The 21,102-nt window shown below is 41.3% G+C and carries 21 protein-coding genes; 17 read left to right on the plus strand and 4 right to left on the minus strand.

All coding sequences use genetic code 11. The features are described from left to right. Nucleotides 1-23: 23 nt before the first annotated feature. The gene (locus V1498_RS10810) at nt 24-470 is read right to left on the minus strand and encodes a VanZ family protein (RefSeq protein ID WP_409298936.1); all 447 of its coding nucleotides are present in this window, start codon (nt 468-470) and stop codon (nt 24-26) included. 327 nt (nt 471-797) lie between these two features. On the opposite strand from V1498_RS10810, the gene V1498_RS10815 reads away from it, so the two are divergent. Next, nucleotides 798-1,406 (plus strand): HAD family hydrolase, encoded by a 609-nt coding sequence (locus V1498_RS10815; RefSeq protein WP_409298937.1) that lies wholly within the window; start codon nt 798-800, stop codon nt 1,404-1,406. A gap of 477 nt (nt 1,407-1,883) precedes the next feature. Here the strand turns inward: V1498_RS10815 and V1498_RS10820 are convergent, their stop codons facing one another. Together V1498_RS10820 and V1498_RS10825 are read right to left on the minus strand one after the other, a co-directional pair. Beyond that, the gene (locus tag V1498_RS10820) at nt 1,884-2,453 is read right to left on the minus strand and encodes a GNAT family N-acetyltransferase (protein WP_409298938.1); all 570 of its coding nucleotides are present in this window, start codon (nt 2,451-2,453) and stop codon (nt 1,884-1,886) included. Nucleotides 2,454-2,485: 32 nt separating this feature from the next. Next, complete coding sequence (locus tag V1498_RS10825) at nt 2,486-3,340, minus strand: chemotaxis protein (RefSeq protein WP_409298939.1); 855 nt, start codon at nt 3,338-3,340, stop codon at nt 2,486-2,488. Between the two features lie 186 nt (nt 3,341-3,526). On the opposite strand from V1498_RS10825, the gene V1498_RS10830 reads away from it, so the two are divergent. The 16 genes from V1498_RS10830 to V1498_RS10905 all read left to right on the plus strand — a co-directional run bounded on the left by V1498_RS10830 (nt 3,527) and on the right by V1498_RS10905 (nt 19,588). Continuing rightward, entirely contained in the window at nt 3,527-4,528 is a 1,002-nt protein-coding gene (locus V1498_RS10830) for a TIR domain-containing protein (protein ID WP_409298940.1), read from the plus strand. A 2-nt stretch (nt 4,529-4,530) separates the two neighbouring features. Next, nucleotides 4,531-4,695 carry a hypothetical protein gene (locus V1498_RS10835; RefSeq protein ID WP_409298941.1) on the plus strand — a complete coding sequence of 55 codons (165 nt, stop codon included), beginning with the start codon at nt 4,531-4,533 and terminating at the stop codon, nt 4,693-4,695. A gap of 610 nt (nt 4,696-5,305) precedes the next feature. Further along, nucleotides 5,306-6,154: a tyrosine-type recombinase/integrase gene (locus tag V1498_RS10840; protein ID WP_409298942.1), complete on the plus strand. Its 849-nt coding sequence runs from the start codon at nt 5,306-5,308 to the stop codon at nt 6,152-6,154. A gap of 209 nt (nt 6,155-6,363) precedes the next feature. Next, entirely contained in the window at nt 6,364-7,110 is a 747-nt protein-coding gene (locus tag V1498_RS10845; RefSeq protein WP_409298943.1) for a DUF6612 family protein, read from the plus strand. Nucleotides 7,111-7,518: 408 nt separating this feature from the next. Further along, nucleotides 7,519-8,082, plus strand: a complete 564-nt coding sequence (locus V1498_RS10850) for a GNAT family N-acetyltransferase (RefSeq protein ID WP_409298945.1) — start codon at nt 7,519-7,521, stop codon at nt 8,080-8,082. A gap of 242 nt (nt 8,083-8,324) precedes the next feature. Then, nucleotides 8,325-8,792 carry a DinB family protein gene (locus V1498_RS10855; protein ID WP_409298947.1) on the plus strand — a complete coding sequence of 156 codons (468 nt, stop codon included), beginning with the start codon at nt 8,325-8,327 and terminating at the stop codon, nt 8,790-8,792. A gap of 535 nt (nt 8,793-9,327) precedes the next feature. Next, on the plus strand, nt 9,328-10,971 hold the full coding sequence (locus tag V1498_RS10860) for a catalase (RefSeq protein WP_409298949.1): 1,644 nt from the start codon (nt 9,328-9,330) through the stop codon (nt 10,969-10,971). A 275-nt stretch (nt 10,972-11,246) separates the two neighbouring features. Next, nucleotides 11,247-12,320: a DUF2157 domain-containing protein gene (locus V1498_RS10865; protein WP_409298950.1), complete on the plus strand. Its 1,074-nt coding sequence runs from the start codon at nt 11,247-11,249 to the stop codon at nt 12,318-12,320. Then, nucleotides 12,313-12,849, plus strand: a complete 537-nt coding sequence (locus V1498_RS10870; RefSeq protein ID WP_409298952.1) for a GDYXXLXY domain-containing protein — start codon at nt 12,313-12,315, stop codon at nt 12,847-12,849. Before V1498_RS10865 ends, V1498_RS10870 begins: the two co-directional genes overlap by 8 nt. A gap of 940 nt (nt 12,850-13,789) precedes the next feature. Next, complete coding sequence (locus V1498_RS10875; RefSeq protein ID WP_409298954.1) at nt 13,790-15,046, plus strand: ATP-binding protein; 1,257 nt, start codon at nt 13,790-13,792, stop codon at nt 15,044-15,046. 186 nt (nt 15,047-15,232) lie between these two features. After that, the gene (gene spxA / locus V1498_RS10880) at nt 15,233-15,625 is read left to right on the plus strand and encodes a transcriptional regulator SpxA (RefSeq protein WP_409298956.1); all 393 of its coding nucleotides are present in this window, start codon (nt 15,233-15,235) and stop codon (nt 15,623-15,625) included. Between the two features lie 71 nt (nt 15,626-15,696). Next, entirely contained in the window at nt 15,697-16,110 is a 414-nt protein-coding gene (locus tag V1498_RS10885; RefSeq protein ID WP_409298958.1) for an Rrf2 family transcriptional regulator, read from the plus strand. Nucleotides 16,111-16,466: 356 nt separating this feature from the next. After that, nucleotides 16,467-16,697 carry a hypothetical protein gene (locus tag V1498_RS10890; RefSeq protein ID WP_409298959.1) on the plus strand — a complete coding sequence of 77 codons (231 nt, stop codon included), beginning with the start codon at nt 16,467-16,469 and terminating at the stop codon, nt 16,695-16,697. Between the two features lie 485 nt (nt 16,698-17,182). After that, the gene (locus tag V1498_RS10895; RefSeq protein ID WP_409298961.1) at nt 17,183-18,547 is read left to right on the plus strand and encodes an alkaline phosphatase; all 1,365 of its coding nucleotides are present in this window, start codon (nt 17,183-17,185) and stop codon (nt 18,545-18,547) included. A gap of 367 nt (nt 18,548-18,914) precedes the next feature. Next, on the plus strand, nt 18,915-19,361 hold the full coding sequence (locus V1498_RS10900) for a YaiI/YqxD family protein (RefSeq protein ID WP_409298963.1): 447 nt from the start codon (nt 18,915-18,917) through the stop codon (nt 19,359-19,361). Between the two features lie 35 nt (nt 19,362-19,396). Further along, nucleotides 19,397-19,588: a hypothetical protein gene (locus V1498_RS10905; protein ID WP_409298965.1), complete on the plus strand. Its 192-nt coding sequence runs from the start codon at nt 19,397-19,399 to the stop codon at nt 19,586-19,588. A 295-nt stretch (nt 19,589-19,883) separates the two neighbouring features. Here V1498_RS10905 and V1498_RS10910 read toward each other — a convergent pair whose 3' ends face one another. Continuing rightward, a complete protein-coding gene (locus V1498_RS10910; RefSeq protein WP_409298967.1) occupies nt 19,884-20,321 on the minus strand; it encodes a GlcG/HbpS family heme-binding protein in 438 nt (145 codons plus the stop codon). Nucleotides 20,322-21,102: the final 781 nt, after the last annotated feature.

The raw sequence follows: 21,102 nt of genomic DNA on the forward strand, positions 1-21,102 counted from the left end.
CCTTGATCTTTGGATAGGGATATTCACGCCTTTACCAACACTCTTGCTGCCAGCGGATGGATGAGGTACCCAAGGAATACTCCTGACAAATTCAGAATCAGATCATCAATATCGAGGCTGCCCCGCCCCGTTATAAGCTGGGCACCTTCTATGAAGCTAATGACCATTGCGGGAACCAGTAGTAAACTCCAATTACTAAATCCGGAAAGGGGCTTGGCCCATAGGGCATATACGCCAAAGGGAACAAATAGGAGTATATTTGCCGCAAGATTATAAAAGGCTGGAATAAACAAACTCCTGCCGGATAGAAACAGTTTAATAGTCGAAAGCGGAATGAGATTGATACGGTCATATTCCTGTTGGGGCGGCCTGAAAAACAGCAGCACCAGCAGCAGGATGGAATAAAGAGCCATCATGCCAAGTGCCGCTATCGGAGGCACCTGGATTTGTTCCCTGCGTATAAAGAGCATGAAGAAGAAAACACCACCTGTTATGCCTCCCCCCATATTACTAAAAGAAAGACGGGATGAAGATAAGGGCCCAGTGCCTTCCAAAGGGGCAGCAGTGAAAGGAATAGTGCCTGGGACAGTAAAATGGAAAGGCTGGTTGTTTTTCTGGTAACAAACATGATTTCCTCCGATTGGTTTATAACCTTCATTATATTTAAAGGAAGAGGAATATTCTATCTGAAAAATTTTAGTGTGGAAGATTATTGATGGAGCAAAATCTATGAGGAGCTCCTATTTAATTTTTGTTATGATAAGAAGAACTACTTTTGTAACGTGGAGGAATGCTTTATGGACAGCATCATTTTCGATTTAGACGGAACATTATGGAATTCACTGGATTCTATTATAACCGCGTGGAATAAAGTACTTAAGGAATACAACTTAGAAGTTAAGAAGGAAGAACTGCAGGCGGTGACCGGCCTTCAGATGAAGGAAATTGGAGAACGTTTATTCCCTTCCCTGGAAAAGGATGAAAGAACGCGTATCCTGGCTGAATGCAATGCTGTCGAGTGCCGCTGGCTAAGTCAGCAGGGCGGCATCCTTTATGATGGCCTCGAGGAGGTTCTGTCTTATCTTTCTGAAAGATATAAACTGTTCATCGTCAGCAACTGCCAGGATGGTTATATAGAGGCATTTTATACATTTCATGGTCTGGAAAGGTTTTTTAAGGATTATGAGAATCCCGGGAGGACAGGCCTCACCAAGGGAGAGAATATTAAGCTGATCATGGAAAGGAACTCCCTTCTGAAAGCCATTTATGTCGGAGATACGGAAAGTGACCGGAAAGCGGCTGAGACTGCCGGCGTTCCATTCGTTTATGCAGATTACGGATTCGGAACACCCCTGAGCTATGATTATAAAATCAGTTCACTGCAGGAATTAAAAGAGTTATTTTAAGCGAAAAAACGATTACTGATAATGACCATAACACAAGGACTAAGAAAGCCGCCCATATTCAGCAGCTGGAATTCCTGGTGGAAGAAAAAACGGGGGCTTTACAGGAATTAATACGGGAATTATTATGATGAAGAACAGTTTGAGGAGCTCGTAGTGGGCACGCTTGAGAAGCTGCCAAGGCATGAAGCCCAATTCCTGCTGCTCGACCTGACCGGCCTGAACCAGAAAGAAAGCCAGGACACGGCAAGGTTCGTTGGGAAATTGGGGGCGGCCGCTAAGCTTTTGGGAATTATAAACGATACTTGTCGGCATATCGGCAGAGCTTGCGGAAGGGATTGGCAGGCAGCATGGTCGGACTTGATCAATTCATGTGCCTCCAGATGCTTAAGCATGGAATCTTTTATGCCCTGGGAAAAGCGAATTTTGGATCGTATAAGGTTATGACTACTAGCAGTCCTGCTCACTCAGGGCTGCTTTTTACACATGAGGGAAACTGAATTTTATAGCAAAAGAATCAACCGATACTCTCCAGATCATATGATGGCTGTTCTCTCCCCAATGATTGTATGAAGTAAAATTAGGCTCGCCAAATTTAGCCTTCCATATATTTTGGGCCCGTTTATACCCGCTGTCCATACAAAACTCCTTTATCCCTTTTCCAGTGAAATGAAGAATCAAGGCATTCAGGAGCAAGGTCCCAAGGCCCTTGCCCTGAAACTCGGGAGCCACAAAAATGGTCCCTGCTTCAATGAGACCGGCCATTTGACCATCCGTGACAGCCACTATAAGATCGTTTGTCCCCCCGTATTCGATGGTTCCCACAATATTACCGTCAGCGGGATGGACAGCAAGCAGAAAATATCGATCAGTTCCGCTGCTCATAAGATCAGCAGCCAGCATTTGTTTCTTCAACTCTATTTCTTGAAGCAGATCATCACGCAGGTGCATTAATCCTTCTTTTTCAAAGGTATGTGTCAAAACCCTCGTGAAAAAGGAATGAAGCTCAGTCTGATCACCTGCTTGAGGACGCCGTATCATTACATTCATTTATCTCATATGCCCCCATTCCTCTTTATCATTTACTTCAGTCCATTAATATGCTTCCAGAGCCGGAATAAACCGTCTGCGATTGGCTCCAGAACATCTTTATCTTTAAGATAAGCGGAGTGGGCGAAAGGATTCCAGCTTGTAAGGATATTTCCTGCATTAACTTCCCGATCTTCCCTGACTGCGGCAAAGTATTGCGGACTTACCGGCTTGAGCGGATAAGCCAGCACATCATCTCTGTCATAGAAATTGATCCATTCTCCAGAAAATCCGCCATTATATTGTGCTGCTGAAGGAGACGGTATAGAAATTGGCCTGTCAAAGCTGTCGTACCGAAGACTCCAAAGCGGAAGGGTAGTGCCCATGGTATAAAAAAGTGATAAAGTATCGCCCCTCTCAAGCGGTGTCAGTTCTTCTACTGATATCTCGAGATCATCCTGGTTTACTTGAAGATCATAAAAAAAATTAGATGCTATAACAGAACCAAGGCTATGCGATATAACACATAAAGGGGTTTCGCCGCCTGTTTTTTCGGCCAGCTTGCCTAGGGAGGAAGCTGCCTGGCGGTGGACACGATAATAATTATGCTTTGCGGTCTCTACTGGCTGATAAGCGATTGCATCTGCCAGATAATGTATCATAAAACGGCGTAGGCTTTGGTAGTTCAAGTCCTGTTCTTTTACTAATTTCGTGAACAGTTCATCTTCTCCCTTTTGAAATACGGCTGCCCAAAAAACCGGCTGGATTGCGAGCATGTCATCGGGTATCACATTATAAACCCTTGCCTTTTCTGCAAACAATTCAAGCAATTCAGCGGACAGATCTTCTCCATAATCTTCAAGCTGGCTTCCCATTCCATGTATAATCGCCACAGCTACCTGCTTCAAGTAAATTCCCTCCAGTCAAAGAATCATCCTTATTTCCCATTATACAACTTTGCAAAAGGATTTTAGCGCAGAAGTGTTGAAATATACTAGGCAGACGAAAAGGGCCGGTGTCAAATAGAAGAGCAGCCGGTAAGTCCTGATATGACAGATAGCATGATAGTTCGGACTTATTGCAGGGAGGTATATATGACTCGCATAAATCCAAAAGTATTCATCGGCTCCGCAAGCGAATCCATTCATTATGTGGATGCCATCCATGAGGGCTTGAGCCGGATGGCGGAAGTTACACCATGGTCAGCGGGAGCATTCCGTCCGCTTGAATATAATATGGAAAGTCTGGAGAGGCAGCTTGATTTAAATGATTTTGCTGTTTTTGTATTTTCTCCTGATGATGTGGTCCGCATCAGGGGGAGAATTACCTTTACCGCAAGGGATAATACGCTGTTTGAAATGGGGCTCTTCTGGGGAAGATTAAGAAGGGGAAGGGTCTTTTATATCATTCCTTCTGAACTTCCGGAAGACGAACATGCACAAGGGTTCAGGATTCCTACAGACCTGGACGGCCTCACAGTGCTGAGATATGAAAAACGAAGTGACTCCAACTATGATGCTGCTGTCAATGTTGCATGCCGCAGAATCAAGCAGGCAATCGAAGAGCTGGGATGCTTCCAGGATCCTGCGAAGGCACTGAGTCTGGCACGTGTCAGCCAGGAGAGGGATTACACCCTGATCCGGGTCTTAAGGACCTTATGCAGGCGTCTTTTGTCCGATCCGGTCCATAAGCATGATTATCTGCAGGAAGCGGTGAGAAATGGCTATGAGGCACCGCCGAATTACTATGTTGAAGCAATTGGTGTCTGGCAGGCAGAAGGAACAGATGGGCTCAGGCAAATAGCGGGAAATGAAGGCCAGGGCAGCTTTTATCCATTTCATATCAATGAAACCCGCGATCCATCAGACAGAATCATCGTTGTGGACAGCTTCCTGCAGAGCGAGGAACTCGTTCTTGAAAAAAATACATCTGCCTTTGATAACACTTATGTATTATGCTATCCTATAGGGAAGAAACTAGTCATTACCATCGCTATTTCCGGAAAGGAAAAATTAGACCGGAAAGAAATAGACCAGATTTTCTTAAGCAATTATAATCTGCTAAATACAATAAATTCGATATACGGAGGGACATAAAAATGAAAAAGACAGTTGCATTGAAGCGGGATTCCTATAAATTAGGCCATGCAGTTTCCGGTAAAAAAGCTGTCATCACCTCCAAGACCGGCCAGGAAGAAGCTGGAGAGGTCATCTACAAGAGAAAAGCCGTATACCGGGAAGATCCTTTCAGGAAAAGAGCATAATACTGGGACTATTATAGGGAAGCAGCCTTCAAAATGGAGGCTGTTTTTTTGTTGGATTTTTTAAACAGGCTTTTATCACATACATTTAGTCTTAACTGTAAAAGATTGTTTATTAAAAAGTCTGTGGGAAGCAAGTGGAATGGAGGGTAATGTGCGAGACTCATACTAACCGCCGTCACGCAGAAAGCGAGCGCTTGAGAGAAGATCCACTTTCTTGTTCAAAAACTTAATAAAAACCAAAATGCAGAAAGAAGGTAATGGGGGAGAAAAACAGCTGTTTATACAGGAATTTAACTCCAGAAATTCTACTTCAACCAATTCCTGCCTGTTTTTGCTTAGCTGCTTTGTTTATATTTTTATAATGTATTTTAGGGTACGTTTGTACCCTAAAACTTTTTAACATTTAAATGCAAAAAATCATCATATAAGGATTGAAATAAAACGGCTTTATGAAATCATTGCTTTAAATTCAATAGCGGCGACTTTACCAGGTTACTATATGAACCGCAGGTGAAGAAAGGGTTGAAAAAGGAGAATAAAGGATATTAGTAAATAAATATCGAATGAATGATAAGGGAAACACTAGTTCAGTAAAGGAGGATTTGAAAAGGTGCCTTATGGATTTATTAAGTATATTGAAGATAAAGGCTATAGTCCTGAAACTGTTAAAAGTTATGAGAAGGTCATTCGTCAATTCTTTAGCTTTCTAGAATCCACATATCCAAATAGCAAAGAACCGTTTCAAATTACTTCTTCGGATATAAAAAAGTATCTTGCAAATCAGGGAAACAGGGGAAAAAGTGTTTCGACGATCAATAAAGAGCTGGCCATCCTCAAAACGCTGTTCCATTATTTCTGGGAAAATGACAAAGTAGCTGTGGATCCTGCAGTTAAAATCAAACGGCTGAAGGTAACGCACACACCTCAGGCTGAAATCACGTATGAGGAGATCCTGGATATTTTAGAGCGCGTGCTTAAGAATGACAAATATCCAAAAGTAAGGAAGGCGCTCTTCATTCTTGCTTCTAAAGGCCTGAAAACATCGCAATTTCGCTTTAAAAAAGATGATGTTACCGATCATACAGAAACAGAAAAGATAGAAATTATGCTCAAGAACCGCATCTTAACACTGGAAGGACCAGAAGCCTCCCACTTCCAGGAGTACTTCTATGAGACTGTATTCAATGGAAGCGAATATGTTTTCAGCACAAAGACTCATGGCATGGACTACGGAGGTCCTATTCAGGTCATGTCTATCCTTTCCCATTTAAGGGCCATCTCACGGGAATATCTGGCTGAAGGCAGGGAGCCATTGACGCTTGTTGCCATTCGGAGGGCTCTGCTGATCTATCTTTATAAGAAAAAAACGCCAATCCAGGTCATTGCTCATGAGCTTGGCATTGAAGAAATTTCTGCCTCTAATTATCTTAAACAAATTCTCGGAACAAAAATGGCCTGAATATCCTCATCTGCTCCTGGTACGAATTTGAATAACAGAAAAATATGAATGCTGCTGTCCCTATGGATCGCAGCTTTTTTATGTTTTCGCGCTGCCGGGTTATTGGTTGAAATTGGAAGATAAAGTATTCTATACTGGTTGGGACATAAGTCTCATGGTTTACGAGAATTATAGTCTAATTTAAATAAGTTACAGGAAAAGGAGAGACTATGAAAAAAACAATTTTATTTACCACCGCGTTAATCGTCTTTGCGCTCCTCAGCGGCTGCGGGACAAAGGCATCCAAAGAAGACGTCATTAACGGAGCCTTCAAAAAGCCCATCAACAGCTTTGACGCTGAAATGAAAACCGAATTCGAAATTAGCGCCAATGGACAAAAATCCAACCAAACGATTGACATGGACATTAAGTACTTGGACAAGCCTTTCATTACACATCTCGTTATGGACACCATCGATGGTGAGATGGAGTTATACCTTGATAAGGAATATGCCTATATTGACAGCGGGGATTCAACATGGATGAAAACACCAACGGACAGCGTCCCTGAATTCAAAGACCTCGCCTCCGATGATTCAGTCAAAGAAGATCTTGAGAATATCAAAAAGTTTGAGGAACTGTTTGAACTTGAGGAAATAAAGGACGGTTATAACCTTAAAGTAAATCTGGATAAAACATCATCCCAAAAAGAAAAAGATTTGGTCTTAAAAATGCTTGACGGAAACATGGGAGAAGAAAAACCAGACTCCATTAAGATAAATAAGTTTGATTACACTCTCACACTGGATAAGGAATACAACATCAAGAAAGTTGTGACCGACGCTTCCATAAAAATGGAAAAAGACGGGCAATCGGGAGATGTTAAGGTGAAGCTTAATGCGGACTATAAAAATATGAATTCCGTCAAATCTTTCTCCATTCCTGAAGATGTAAAAGCTAATGCGGTTGAATCGTGAGGCAATCATTAAAAACAAAAGAAACGGCTGTAAACTAAAAGATAAGTGAATGTTGTTTTTATTATTAAAGTAGTACTTTGTCTTTAATATCACCACTAATATAAAAAAGTACATCACATATATACCGGTGGTGTACTTTTTTATTGAACCTCTTTGATGAAAAATATACTTTTAATGCATTAAGAAACTATTAAACGCTGGATCTGTTCGGGAAGGTGGAGAAATCTTCTGCAATCGTTCAAATCAACTTGCTGATTTAGTATGGCAGCTTCAAGGATTCATTAAAATATGAGAAATCAAGTCAACTATCAAATTAGAAAAAGTGCTTAAGTACATTGATTCTCTGCAGGAATAGGTATTTTTTTATTGAATTACCTTAATAGCACTTAAACCGAGAGGGGATATTAAATGAATCCCATTTTAAAAGATGTTCCTATACAAATGGAAACTGACAGACTAATTCTTCGAGCACCACTTCAAGCTGGTGATGGGTATGTAGTTCACCAGGCTATTAAGGACTCAATTAATGAGTTAAAGCAATGGCTGCTTTTATTCCAGACCATTCCTGCTGTTGAAGAAACTGAAATCCTCCTAAGAAATGCCTATATTGATTTCTTGAGAAGAGAAAGCTTCCGCTATCTTATCTTTCAAAAGGGTACTAATCATTTTATTGGAACTGCCAGCCTTCACCGAATTAATTGGGAAATTTCCAAATGTGAAATTGGATACTGGATTAACTCGCAATTCAGCGGCAATGGATATATGACAGAAACAGTAAATGCGTTAACTCAATTTGGGTTTCAGCAGTTTAAATTTAAAAGGATAGAAATAAGGTGTGAATCGACAAACCTTAAAAGTCGTGCAATCCCAGAGAAACTTGGTTTTGATTTAGAAGGAACTTTAAGAAATGATGATTTATCGGCAGATGGCAGCAAGTTAACTGACACTTGTATTTATTCATTAATAAAGTGAACGATTTGAAAGACACAAAATGAAGAGTTGACCAATAGAGATCATAGAACCAATGAAATCATAGAACGTTTCTATAGTAGTATAGGGAGGTTAATTCAGCTGCATTTACTTCTAAAAATTTGAAGGATTAAATACTGGTTGAGTTGAATAAATCATATTGAACTTGTTTTATTATATTCTCAAAAATATGAAGGATTACACGATACATAGAAGGGATTGTTATTATGCAAGCAGCAGTCGGAATGTTTCTAGAACAACTGGATATGCATTGGATTGAGAATGAGTGGTTTGCATCCATGGATCAGGCGCTTAATGGAGTCAGCGCAGCTGAGGCAGCATGGACAAGTTCGGGCAGCAATTCAATCTGGCAGATTGCCAACCACCTGATATTTTGGAATGAGGATGTGATTCATCGAATTGATGGTACAAAAAATCCACTTAAGCCAGAAACCAATGAAGAAACCTTTGGGAAACCGGGTGATCCAGAAGACGAAGCAGGATGGGATCAAACCGTGCAGCGCCTAAATGAGGTTATGAATACATTAAAGACGGTTATTGCAGCTCTGGACGATGAAAAGTTAAAGGTTCCGTATGCAGCTGGCAGGTATTCTATTGAGCGTTTACTCAGCAATGTCATGATGCACGATACCTATCATCTCGGCCAGATTGTTCTGCTGCGAAAGCTGCAATCCTCTTGGAGCGGAGTGTGATTCAACTGTCCAAGGCTGGATGTACAGGGGTTATTAGTAAAATAAATAAGAACTCGTGTTGATACTTATTTCTATTACATCGATCATCAGTGTGGCGTTTTTCTTTAACAAGATGGAGTTTATTCTTCATGAACATCACATCCAGGGAGTAAGATTAGGAGGTGTAAAAAATGTGAAGCCCTGAACGTAAACTGCCATGAACAAGAAAAATAACCTCCCCATGAATTTTATACATAACAAAGAAGACCATTCTCATTCGTAAACGTATTTAGAGTCAAAAACCTTTAATCCAGCTAGTTGACCCCATTATTAGTATAGACCGTTAAGAAAATTTTCTTAGGTTCCTAAATGTGTGACTTCCTATTCATTTTTTTACGTTAATAAATGTATCGACTCTTCTATTCTTTCTTCCTTACGTCCTTACGTGAAACATAGGGTTAATCGCATATGGAGGCATTTCCATTATCCACATTTTTTGCGAGATATTGGTTTATCTCCCAAGCGATAGGGTAAAGTATTTTTGGAGGTGTTTATTTTGGCAGATAACAAAGAAAACAAATCTTCAAACAATCAGGATCAGGAGCGTGAAACGCTCACTACGAGGCAGGGCCATCCCGTTACGGATAACCAAAACATCCGCACCGTAGGCAACCGCGGCCCTGCAACACTTGAGAACTATCACTTCATCGAAAAGATATCGCATTTTGACAGGGAAGAGGTTCCTGAACGTGTGGTCCACGCCAGGGGTTCAGGCGCTTTCGGCTATTTCGAGACATATGGAAAAGTCGGCGAAGAACCTGTAGAAAAGTATACACGCGCTAAAGTATTCCAGGGCGAAGGAAAGAGGACGCCTCTTATGGTCCGTTTCTCTACAGTCGCCGGTTCGAAGGATTCACCTGAAACAGCCCGTGACCCCCGTGGATTCGCTGTAAAAATGTATACAGAGGATGGAAACTGGGACCTTGTCGGGAACAATCTTAAAATATTCTTCATCCGTGATGCCATGAAATTCCCTGATATGATTCATGCTTTCAAGGCTGATCCAGCTTCGAATGTCCCTAATCCCCAAAGGATGTTTGATTTTGTCTCTCGGACCCCGGAAGCAACACATATGATCACCTTCTTATTCTCCCCTTGGGGAATTCCAGCTACATACCGCCATATGCAGGGGTCTGGGGTGAATACCTATAAATGGGTCAATGAAAAAGGCGAGGCGGTGCTCGTGAAGTACCACTGGGAGCCCAAGCAGGGAATCCGTAATTTGACACAGGAAGAAGCGGATGCCATCCAGGCTAAAAATGTAGGGCATGCCACCCAGGATCTCTATGAATCAATCGAACGCGGCGAATATCCTGAATGGGAGCTGTATGTTCAAATCATGGAGGATGATTATCATCCTGAGCTGGACTTTGATCCGCTCGATGATACGAAGCTGTGGCCGGAAGATAAATTCCCCTGGCTGCCTGTAGGAAAAATGGTGCTGGACCGGAATCCGGTCGATTTCCATGCTGAAATTGAGCAGGCTGCTTTCGGTACCGGGGTCCTTGTAGACGGCATGGATTTCTCTGACGACAAAATGCTTCAGGGGCGGACTTTTTCCTATTCCGATACTCAGCGCTATCGTGTGGGAGCCAACTACCTTAAGGTTCCGGTGAATGCCCCTAAGGTACCTGTACGTACCAACCAGCAGCGCGGGCAGATGGATATCCGTGACCCGAAGGAATCCGGCGAAAATCCTCATATCAATTATGAGCCATCCATGACCGGCGGTTTCCAGGAAGCTCCAAGGGAAGGGCGCCCGCAGCACCGGCCGATGTATAATGCTGCCTCCATGACCGAGCCGATTGACCGCCCAAATAATTATGGCCAGGCGGGGGAAACTTATCGCAGCTTTGAGGACTGGGAGCGGGATGAATTGATCAATAACCTTTCCTCAGCTCTCGCGGTTTGTGATAAGCGGATACAAGATGCCATGATTGAGCATTTTACACAGGCAGATGAAGAATACGGCCGCCGTGTACAAGAAGGCATCGAAATGAAAATGAAAGAACAGCAGAACATGGAGAACAAAATTCCTGGGCGTGAAGCCGGAAAAACAAAATTTGGCGAAGGAACTCCGGCTGCCAAAAAAGCTGCTGAAGAAGCCGTAGAGAAGAGCCATGAATCTGATCCATATTAATAAGTAAGCAGCAGTCCCGCTGGTCTTGAAATAGCAGACCGGCGGGTTTTTTTTTGCCTTGATCATACCGTCTTAAAACTGCCAGGAAATCCTTTTGAAAAGAGGAAATAGGCTTTCTATCTGATATAATTCAAGTAACTATACAATAAGTGGAAGCAGAATGATCATTCGCTGGAATTCTGCCGGTTTTTAGAACATAGCCTTAAATAGGCCTGCCGCATTTCAGCATAAGAATGAAATACTGTTCAGCGCGCAAAACCAAAAGGAGGGGGACAATGGCAAAACGGAAGCTCACATCCAAGGAATACGAATTTCTAAAAAAAGAATTGTCTTTCCTGAATAACTCAGGAGTTATTTCTGATGAATCCCTGCATCAGGCCGAAGACATGTATGCGGTGCAGGAAGCATGGTCTTTTGCCAGGGCTCTTCTGTATTTTGGGTCTATCCTCATTGGAGCAGGTATTCTCAGCGTGGTTGCTGGCAACTGGGAGGATATTTCAAGGCCGTATAAATTCGCAATTATTATCGTTTTGTTCTTGTCAGTCAATATTGGGGCATATTTATCCGAAACCCGATATCCCAAAACCTCACGCAGCCTTTATTATCTGGGGGGACTGATTTTTGGATCCGGCATCTTCCTGGTAGGCCAGATGTTCCATTTCGGCGGTGAATTCCAAGCTGCCTTTCTTTGGTGGGGAATGGGAATCATCCCGCTTGCCTGGATGCTTAGAGATAAGTGGGTCCTTGCCGCTTCATCGCTATTCATCTTGATTTTCTTAAGCAATAACAGCATCTGGGATGGCAGTTTCACTGTCTTTCTGGCTGTTTTGCCACTGGCCGCAGTTTATCTGTTCAATCATATCACCGGGTTTTCGAGATTGGTTTCTTTCTTGAATGGAGCCGGTATGATCTTATGGATTGCCGTCCTTGTGTACAACACTGTACCGGGAATAGAAAACAGAGAATACTTGTTTGCCATCCTCTTTCTTGTCATCGGCCTATTTATGGTCTGGGGACCTTTCAAAAAAGAGCGCGGCGTTTATCCAGTGCTCGGCCACCTTGTCCATGGTGCAGCCGCTTTTTTTCTTACATTCCAGGATACTTGGGGAATACAGGGAGTTAATTTAGTCTTCACTCTGCTTTATGTACTGATTGTCTTATTTTTCATTCACCGGGGCAGTTTAATGAATATCCTCATTCTATGTGTATTGATACTCCGTTTCTATATAGATATCTCGTTTGATTTCCTGCCCAAATCACTGGTATTTATTCTGGGAGGGTTCATACTGTTAGGATTTGGCTTTTACTTTGAGAAACAGCGCAGGCAAGGGGGCGGTCATCATGAATAAGCGGAAATTAGAATATCTTGCAGCCATCCTTGTGCCGATTCTTATCCTTTCTTTCATGACGATCAAGCCTTTACTCACCATATATGCGGGCAAAACCATCCTGCTGGAAACCAAGCCTGTCGATCCTACTGATTTATTCCGCGGTGACTATGTCAACTTAAGCTATGAAGCTGAAGAAATACCGGTTTCACTGGTTAAAGAGGATGTTTTAAAACGTGAGAGAGAGGGAGATGGCAAGTTTACTGTATATGTTGTGTTAAAGGAAAAAAATGGAGTCCATCAACCTGTATCAGTCACCCTTCATAGGCCGAAAGAAACGATTTATCTGAAGGGCCGTCTGAGTTATGTCTCAGGAAGTGAAAGCAGCCAGGAATCCGCATTCATCCAGTATAGCCTGGACCGTTATTTCCTGCAGGAAAATACGGGCAGGGAGCTGGAACAGGCCTCTCTGAAGGGGAGCCTGATTGCTGAAGTGAAGGTTAGAAAGGGATACGCCATCCTTAGGGATATAAGAATTGGGACCCGTTAGACGCTGACGGGTCTATTTTGCGTTTTCTTCATAAAAGCAAGTACCTTTCGTCCATCACATGTGTTTGCTTCCCGCATAGGATAGATGGACAACCAATGTGAAGGAAAAGATTCTGTGAAAAAATCAGATCAACCGTACTCACTCTTAAACCAGGCATCCCCTTGCTGCTTCGAACCAATCATCAGTCCTAACCCAATCACAACTTTCAACCCGGTTCAGCGTTATCCTCGGATAAACTAAACATCATTCAAAAGCTCGTTTTCAAGTGTAATAGGCGATGTTGCAATCAGATGTTTATAGCGCCAAATGTCAGCATCCGTGCAGATGAGGGAACTCCGTTGCAGGATCGCGTAATTTTGCATGGGTTATTTAATAAAGGAATCTCCTACTGGGGTAAACAGCATTCCATCTATATCGAAAAAGAAGTCAGCATAGCTCATGGAGCGCTTATTCATGGTCCTTGTTTTATCGGGCGGGTAGTGTTTTTCGGATTCAAGGCAATTGTCTATAATGCGATTGTAGAGAGGGGTTCCTTCAGTTTCATATCATGCAGTAGTGACAAACGGAGGGCGAATTTTTCCCAATAGATTTGTTCCTCCGTCCGCAACTAATGACCACAGGAAAAAGCTGATGCTCTTGGAAGAGTCCCGCGTGTCAGCCAGGAATTTGCAGCTGAAGTGCTGCGGGTCAACGAAGAATTCCCGGCCTCCTATCAGCTTTTATTCGGCAGTAAAAGATGTCCCTGCTGACTTTCCTATGATGACCATTGAATAGGAAAAGGTCAGGAAGGATCACTTATACTCCGGGCATTTACTCTGATATATAATTGTTAGGCATAGTCTTAATTTCATCTTGTAAACTATTGTTATAATAGTGTAACTTAAAAGATACAAAGAACTCGGCCGGTCAGGGGATGCTTGACTGGCAGAAGGGTTATGAGATGAGTATAATCAAAGACTTTTTGCTCCAGCTTACATGTTTAATCCTGCCCATATTCATATACTTTACGTTCATTACCGAAAAGGTAGAAAATGAAAAAAAGAGAAAAATGATCATGACCTTGATGTGGGGAATATCGATCATATTGTGCATGTCTTTTCCTGTGGACTATGGAGAAGGTGCACGTTTGGAATTAAGGATCATTCCGCTGTTATTCGGGATCTTGTATGGCGGAATCAGCCATGGCGTTTTTCTAGCCGGCCTAATCATATGCTGCCGCCTTTATTCAGGAGTCAGTTTAGGATTTTATAATACAGTCCTGGTGCTCCTGATTTCACTACCTGTCTTTTTTTATTATCAAAAGAAGTTTATGATGTCCCCCAAAAATGACAGAGTGAAAATTGCCGCCTGCTTATCCCTTTTCTATTGTACAGCCGGGTTGACTCTTTTCGGTTTATTAAGGAATTTCTCCTGGGACACTATAGAGGTACAGGTAATTCATCTTATATTCGTTGTAGCAGTGACTTGGTTTTTCACCGAATTATACGAAACAATAAGGGAAATCCATCAGCTCCGTTTCGAGCTTCAAAACTCAGAGAAATTACGTGTAATTAGCGAGTTGTCGAGTGTTTTTGCCCATGAAATCAGGAACCCCATGCAAGTGACCCGGGGATTCCTGCAGCTGCTTGACGAACCTGACCTTCCTAAGGAGAAAAAAGAGTATATCCAGATCTCAATTGAAGAATTAGACCGTGCGAATGAGATCATTCATGAATTCCTATCCTTTGGAAAGCCCTTGGCAGAAATTAATGAAAGGATAAACGCAGGCCGTCAGTTAAAACGGGTAGTTAATATTATACAAAGCTATAGCTTGAATCATAATGTTGAAATCAAGATAGATATAAACGAAGACTGCTGGATTTATGCCAATCCCCAAAAATTTAATCAATCCTTGATCAACATATTAAAAAATGCAGTGGAATCCATGCCCGAAGGCGGTATCATTTGGGTTACCTGCAAGACTTCCGGGAAAGAACAGATAGAGATACAGATTAAAGACCAGGGAATCGGTATGACCCCAAAGCAGATGGATAGGCTTGGTTCACCCTTTTATTCCTTGAAAGAAAAAGGGACAGGACTGGGAATGATGGTCAGTTACCAGATTATCCGATCATTTAAAGGCAAGATAAAGGTGAAAAGTGAAATAGGGAGAGGTTCGGAATTTATTATCCTTCTTCCCAGTAATCATAATAATTGAGAATCAAACATTATAGACCAAGCTGCCATTTATGGCAGCTTTAAGTGTCAGTACAAGGGTTCGTCATTAAAAAATACTATTGACTAAACTAACTGTAAATATTATTATTACATTAGACAATCCATTTCAGATCTTAATGATTTTATATAGGGATTGTAATGACTTATGAAAAGGAGTGCCGATCAAATGGTAAATCTATATCTGTCACCCAGCTGCGGTTCCTGCCGGAAAGCAAGAACTTGGCTTGAAAAGCATGAAATTGATTTTGTGGAAAGAAATATCCTCAATGAACCGCTGACAGTAGATGAAATTAAAAGCATCCTGCGCCTGACAGAGAGTGGTACAGAAGAAATCATTTCTACAAAATCCAGAGCCTATCAGGAATTAAATGTAGATATTGATTCACTTCCATTGCAGGAATTATATAAAATCATTGCAGAAAACCCGCAAATGCTGCGCAGACCTATCATCCTTGATGAAAAAAGACTGCAGGTAGGTTATAACGAGGAGGAAATTAGAAGCTTCCTTCCCCGCAAATTGAGGGTGTTTTCCCAGCAGGAACTAAGAAAGAACGGCTGATTAACAAACCAGAATCTTGACCAGGCATACTGTAACATTTAAGATTACAGTATTAAGGAAGGAGGCAGGCTATGAATAGTGATTTCACTCTTGCCGTTCACAGTTTAACATACCTTGCACTGCAGCCTGATCGCATGTCGACCAGTGAAGCCATCTCAGAAAGTGCAGGAGTCCATCCGGTCCGGATCCGCAAAGTCCTTAGTTTATTGAAGAAACACGGCTTCATTGATTCCAGGCAGGGCACAGGCGGAGGATTCATCTTCAGCAGGGAATTTAGCGGAGTCAGCCTCTGGGATATTTATAAATTAACATCAGAAGGTGCCCTTCAGCCCAAATGCCCCGATTCTAATGAAGAATGTCTGGTCGGTGCCAATATACAACGCGTGCTTTTTGCCATTTTTTTAGGTGCGGAAGAACATCTTGGGCACTATTTAAAAGATTTTACGATTGCCGATATTATCGATTCAATTCACTTGAAAAAGTGATAAACAGATAGATATCAAGGTGAAACGGCTGCTGGGGCAGTCGTTTTTTTTTTGAGATGTGTATTTATAGGAATATATTTAAATCTGTGGCTGCTTACGCATACATTGTTGTTGTTAAAGAAGAAAGTTGATTTCCACTGCAGGCACTCGCTTTCCGCGGGGCGGGCGGTGAGCCTCCTCGTCTTCGCCTGCGGGGTCTCACCTGTCCCGCTTCTCCCGCAGGAGTCTCGTACCTTCCGCTACAATCAACTTTGTTTAATAATGAAATCTCCTCACAGAACTGATCAAGAATCAGAATCTTTTAGAAAATAGTCATTCTAAAGAACTCAGCAATCATAACCATGAGGTGAAAATCTTTGAAAATAGAATACAGAATAGCTCAAATTTATATTGATGACTCTAGCAGCATGCTTTACTTAGTGCCTGTTTTCGATGCCGATTATGGAATAGTTGAAATGGACAGTTACTTGCAAACTAATAAAAATGTCTCCACTGAGGAATTAGAAGAGATCACTTACAAAGCGTTAGAGTTATGTTATACTAAAGAACCGGATATGGAAAGTCCAAGAGTTATACAAAAAGTTTAAAAAAAGAAAAGTTATAAAAAGGCTACCGAAGGTATAAGGATGGTTGACGTACAACATGACAAGGACGAAGGTTATAGTGTGGGTTACCATGAAAGAGGAAGAAGTGGAGGCTTTGGCCAAATAAATCGTATCTACTTAGGTAAAAGTATACAAAAGGGAGAATTAGCAAAAGCAATTAGGAGCGCGATGGACCTTTCTAGATAAATAATCCAAAACTAACATAATAAATCATATCCTAATAATCATTATGTTACATAGGATTCTTACAAGTCTAAATGAGATCCGATCGGGACCCAGGTTATTTTAAGTGCTTTACCTGTGTTAACCACCACAGGCGTGGTACTAAAGATGTGTTTTACATTACCGGGTTTTTGAGCTTTAAGAGGCGGGTAAGAAAAAGGGTACATGGTAAGTGTATGATATTGCCATTTGTACATATTTCGAATGTCCATGTGAGCTGTTAATTTATTTGAGGAGGAGTAAACGTGTTAAAAAAAACGGTAAAACGAGTTATTCCCTTTGCTGTTATTTCTACGCTGATAATTGGAAGCGGTTACACTAGCCTGAAACCGGATGCTGAGGCTAAAATGCATAAACAGCCAAAAGCCAAGAATATCATTTTCATGATTGGTGATGGCATGGGAGAATCCAATATCGCTGCACATCGCTATATGAAAGACAATCCTGACACAAAAGAACTGGATAGAACCACCTTCGACAAATACAAAGTAGGAAGCCAGATGACGATTGCCGAAGATGAGGATCAAAATATTACCGATTCTGCTTCAGCAGCAACCGCCATGTCAAGCGGGGTGAAAACATATAATGCTGCCATTGCCGTGGATAATGATAAGTCGGAAGTCAAAACAGTACTGGAAGCTGCCAAGGAAAAAGGGAAAGCAACCGGCCTTGTGGCAACATCTGAATTGACTCATGCCACACCGGCCGCTTTTGGAGCACATGATGAACACCGTAAAAACATGGATGCGATTGCTGATGACTACTTCGATCAAAAAGTTAAAGGAAAACATAAAGTGGATGTGCTGCTGGGTGGAGGGATGTCTAATTTTATCCGTAAGGACCGGAACCTGGCAGCACAATTCAAAAAAGACGGATATAGTGTTGTGACCAATAAACAAGACTTGCTGCGAAATAATAATAGTAAAATTCTTGGATTATTTGCACCCGGCGGTATGCCAAAAATGATAGACAGAACAGCTGATCTGCCATCATTAGAAGATATGACCAAAACCGCTATAAAAAAATTGAAATCCGATAAAGATGGATTCTTCCTTATGGTTGAAGGAAGCCAGATAGATTGGGCAAACCATGATAATGACATTGTTGCTTCAATGAGTGAAATGGAAGATTTCGAACGTGCATTTAAGGCAGTTATCGACTTTGCCAAGAAAGATGGAAATACTCTCGTTGTAGCAACTGCCGATCACGGCACTGGTGGTCTTACCGTTGGAAGCAGCGGAGTTTATAACTGGAATACGGAGCCAATAAAAGCTGCAAAAAGAACCCCTGACTTTATTTCAAATGAGATCCTAAACGGAGCCAATGTCGAGCAAACTCTTGCTAAATACATTGATTTACCTTTAACTCCCGAGGAAGTGAAATCCGTTAAAGATGCTGTGGCATCTAAAAAAGTGGATGAGGCCATAGAAGCCATCTTTAATGCCAGGTCTTATACAGGCTGGACTACAAGCGGACACACTGGCGAAGATGTACCACTATATGCATACGGACCGGAAAAGCAGCGTTTTGCCGGATTGATTGATAATACGGACAATGCAAAAATTATCTTTGATTTACTTAAAAGCAACCATAAGATCAAGGATAAATAAAAGATAACCCAAAAACAGAAGCCAATTGGTTTCTGTTTTTTGCTGCTTTAGAAAAACTGCTTTAGTAATGACTTCATTCATATATATAAAGAAGTGTATACAGGTGATCATCCTGTACATTTATCCGTTTTCTTTTACACCGATAAAATGTGTGGACATTCAAATCATGTATTTAATTCTAAGATATCTTTTGTTGGCAATTGAACGACCATTTGCCAACACAATTCTATAAAGTATAATAGGAGGATATAAAAATACAGCTAAAGGAAGAACTCTATATTATTTTTAAACAAAAGTAACCAGTCCCTTTTATAGTGGAAAAGATCAAGTTAAATAGTAATTCGAACTTCTTAACAGGAGGGGAAAGATGAAAATTTATGTGGATGCAGATGCTTGTCCGGTGAAAGATATTATTATTTCTGAAGCAAGCGATTTTGAAATTCCGGTTATCCTTGTTACAAGCTTTTCTCATTTTTCTAATGCAGAACAGCCATCAGGAGTGAAAACCATTTATGTTGATTCTGGAGCAGATGCTGCAGATTATCGGATTGTGAAGTTAGTGGAAAAAGGAGATATTATCGTTACGCAAGATTATGGTCTTGCGTCACTAGGTTTAGCAAAAGGAATTACCGTCCTCCACCATAAAGGATTTAGATATACAAATGAAAATATTGACCAATTATTACAAACACGTTATTTAAGTGCAATGGCTAGAAAAGGCGGACAGCGAACAAAGGGACCAAAGCCTTTTACAGCAGAAGACCGGGTGCAATTTAGGGATCTTTTTAAACAGGTTATTTCTGTTAAAAATTAGGCTAAACTCAGATATTTAGAAAGGAGTTAAATATTTTGAAGTATTTAAAATCGCAAATGCAACAACTCATTAAGGAAAATAAAGAACTGCATATACGCTTTAAAGAACTAAAGGATGAGCATGGTCTTGAAAAAAACAATGCCCTCAAGGCCTTGTATCATTCAGAAGTTGCAGATGGAGGAAAGTATCAGGTAGCTTACCAAGCACTTGATCAGCCCAAAAAGTAGCATCTAATATCTTATTTACACTTACTAAAAGTTCTGTTATAAATGCTGGATGATATAAGCGGATTAAGTCAGTGACCAAATTATGAAGTAGATTGCTGGTAGTACAAGGTTACTATTCAATAGATAGACGATATTCTACATTCGGGCGCTTTCCCGTAAGAAGGATCGCACCCATTTTTACATTTAAGGGCCAGTTTAAGGCCTAAAAATTAAATGAACGTTCATTTACTTATATTTTTCTGCCGTTTTGTGTGCGGATAGCTGTTATAAGGAGTGATTTCCAGCAGACGAAACACTATTCCCTGGGGCCATGGGAATAACCGTGCCCATACAAGCTGTCAAAAACTTGAACAGCAGCCGCTGCAACCTCCATATCATTTTCAACCGTGCTGCCGCTGGCTCCAACAGCACCCACAATATGGCCATCCATTACTAGCGGGATTCCGCCACCAAAAATGACAATACGCTCATCAGTGGTGTTTACCCCATACAATTCACCATTTGGACGAGCCATTCCCGCTAAATTGGAAGTGGGCATTTTCATGGCAACTGAAGTCCAGGCCTTTTTTTGAGCAAGGGAAATACTGGAGATCCAGGCATCATTCATGCGGTGGCAGGCGATTAAATTCCCGCCTTCATCAACAATTGCAATTACTTCTGAAATACCGAGTTCCCTTGCTCTCCTTTCTGCGCCTTTTAGTAACTTTTTTGCCATTCCTAACGTTAAAATCATTGAAACATCTCCTTTATGACGGGAATTTGCGTATGGAGCAGAGTTGAAATTGTTGTTTGTAATATATGCTCATAAATAAAAAGGGTAACCTTTTCCGGCTTGTAATTAGTGCAGTCCTCTTTGCCATGAATTCGATCACTCCATTCGGCCAATAACAACACTTTTAACATTTAAGAAAACCACATCAAAATGTTCTTGGTTTAAATGACAAGTCACATAGGTAACTAGCAGCATCCTCTGATGAACGAAACTATTTTTAAAGGGTCTTTGAAAACAACTCCTCTAAGATTCTTGCCGGAATTCCAACCACTACAGTGGAGATATTAAGAACAGCTTAAAAATTCCGTTTTTGATGTTATATTTGGTGTGCAAAAATTTGAAACCGCTTTAAGAACTTATGTTAAAATTAGAATAATCGAAACAAACTTGTTTAACTAACGGGGCAGGAATGTGAAACAAAGGGAGATCGGGTTGATGTCCCATAATAGTGATTTTCAATATAAATACCCTACTGGTGAAAAATGGGCTTCAGGCTACATTGCTACCGATATTATAAAGAATTTAGACTTAAATCTTCACGCCGCTTTACAGGAAACCCTCCCGCGGGTTTTATAGGAGAAGGAAGAAATCGTGGTGGATGAGACATCGCTAAATGTGGATGGGGAATAGGCTGACAAGGGGCATATGGATAAGATCATCCTGTTCATCAAAATAATGGTCTTAAAAAGAGGAAAGATCAAATGCGACGGCGAAGATGTGATTTACGGTTTTCGGTCATAAG

The sequence above is a fragment of the Paraperibacillus marinus genome (assembly GCF_046237605.1).
GTDB lineage: Bacteria > Bacillota > Bacilli > Bacillales > DSM-1321 > Paraperibacillus > Paraperibacillus marinus.

Bases quoted from the DNA above. Each gene is read 5' to 3' on its own strand.
- V1498_RS10855 (WP_409298947.1), top strand. From the start codon at position 8,325: ATGTTTCTAGAACAACTGGATATGCATTGGATTGAGAATGAGTGGTTT.
- V1498_RS10865 (WP_409298950.1), top strand. From the start codon at position 11,247: ATGGCAAAACGGAAGCTCACATCCAAGGAATACGAATTTCTAAAAAAA.
- V1498_RS10870 (WP_409298952.1), top strand. From the start codon at position 12,313: ATGAATAAGCGGAAATTAGAATATCTTGCAGCCATCCTTGTGCCGATT.
- V1498_RS10875 (WP_409298954.1), top strand. From the start codon at position 13,790: ATGAGTATAATCAAAGACTTTTTGCTCCAGCTTACATGTTTAATCCTG.
- spxA (WP_409298956.1), top strand. From the start codon at position 15,233: ATGGTAAATCTATATCTGTCACCCAGCTGCGGTTCCTGCCGGAAAGCA.
- V1498_RS10845 (WP_409298943.1), top strand. From the start codon at position 6,364: ATGAAAAAAACAATTTTATTTACCACCGCGTTAATCGTCTTTGCGCTC.
- V1498_RS10900 (WP_409298963.1), top strand. From the start codon at position 18,915: ATGAAAATTTATGTGGATGCAGATGCTTGTCCGGTGAAAGATATTATT.
- V1498_RS10835 (WP_409298941.1), top strand. From the start codon at position 4,531: ATGAAAAAGACAGTTGCATTGAAGCGGGATTCCTATAAATTAGGCCAT.
- V1498_RS10810 (WP_409298936.1), bottom strand. From the start codon at position 470: ATGCTCTTTATACGCAGGGAACAAATCCAGGTGCCTCCGATAGCGGCA.
- V1498_RS10830 (WP_409298940.1), top strand. From the start codon at position 3,527: ATGACTCGCATAAATCCAAAAGTATTCATCGGCTCCGCAAGCGAATCC.
- V1498_RS10910 (WP_409298967.1), bottom strand. From the start codon at position 20,321: ATGATTTTAACGTTAGGAATGGCAAAAAAGTTACTAAAAGGCGCAGAA.
- V1498_RS10820 (WP_409298938.1), bottom strand. From the start codon at position 2,453: ATGAATGTAATGATACGGCGTCCTCAAGCAGGTGATCAGACTGAGCTT.
- V1498_RS10850 (WP_409298945.1), top strand. From the start codon at position 7,519: ATGAATCCCATTTTAAAAGATGTTCCTATACAAATGGAAACTGACAGA.
- V1498_RS10885 (WP_409298958.1), top strand. From the start codon at position 15,697: ATGAATAGTGATTTCACTCTTGCCGTTCACAGTTTAACATACCTTGCA.
- V1498_RS10815 (WP_409298937.1), top strand. From the start codon at position 798: ATGGACAGCATCATTTTCGATTTAGACGGAACATTATGGAATTCACTG.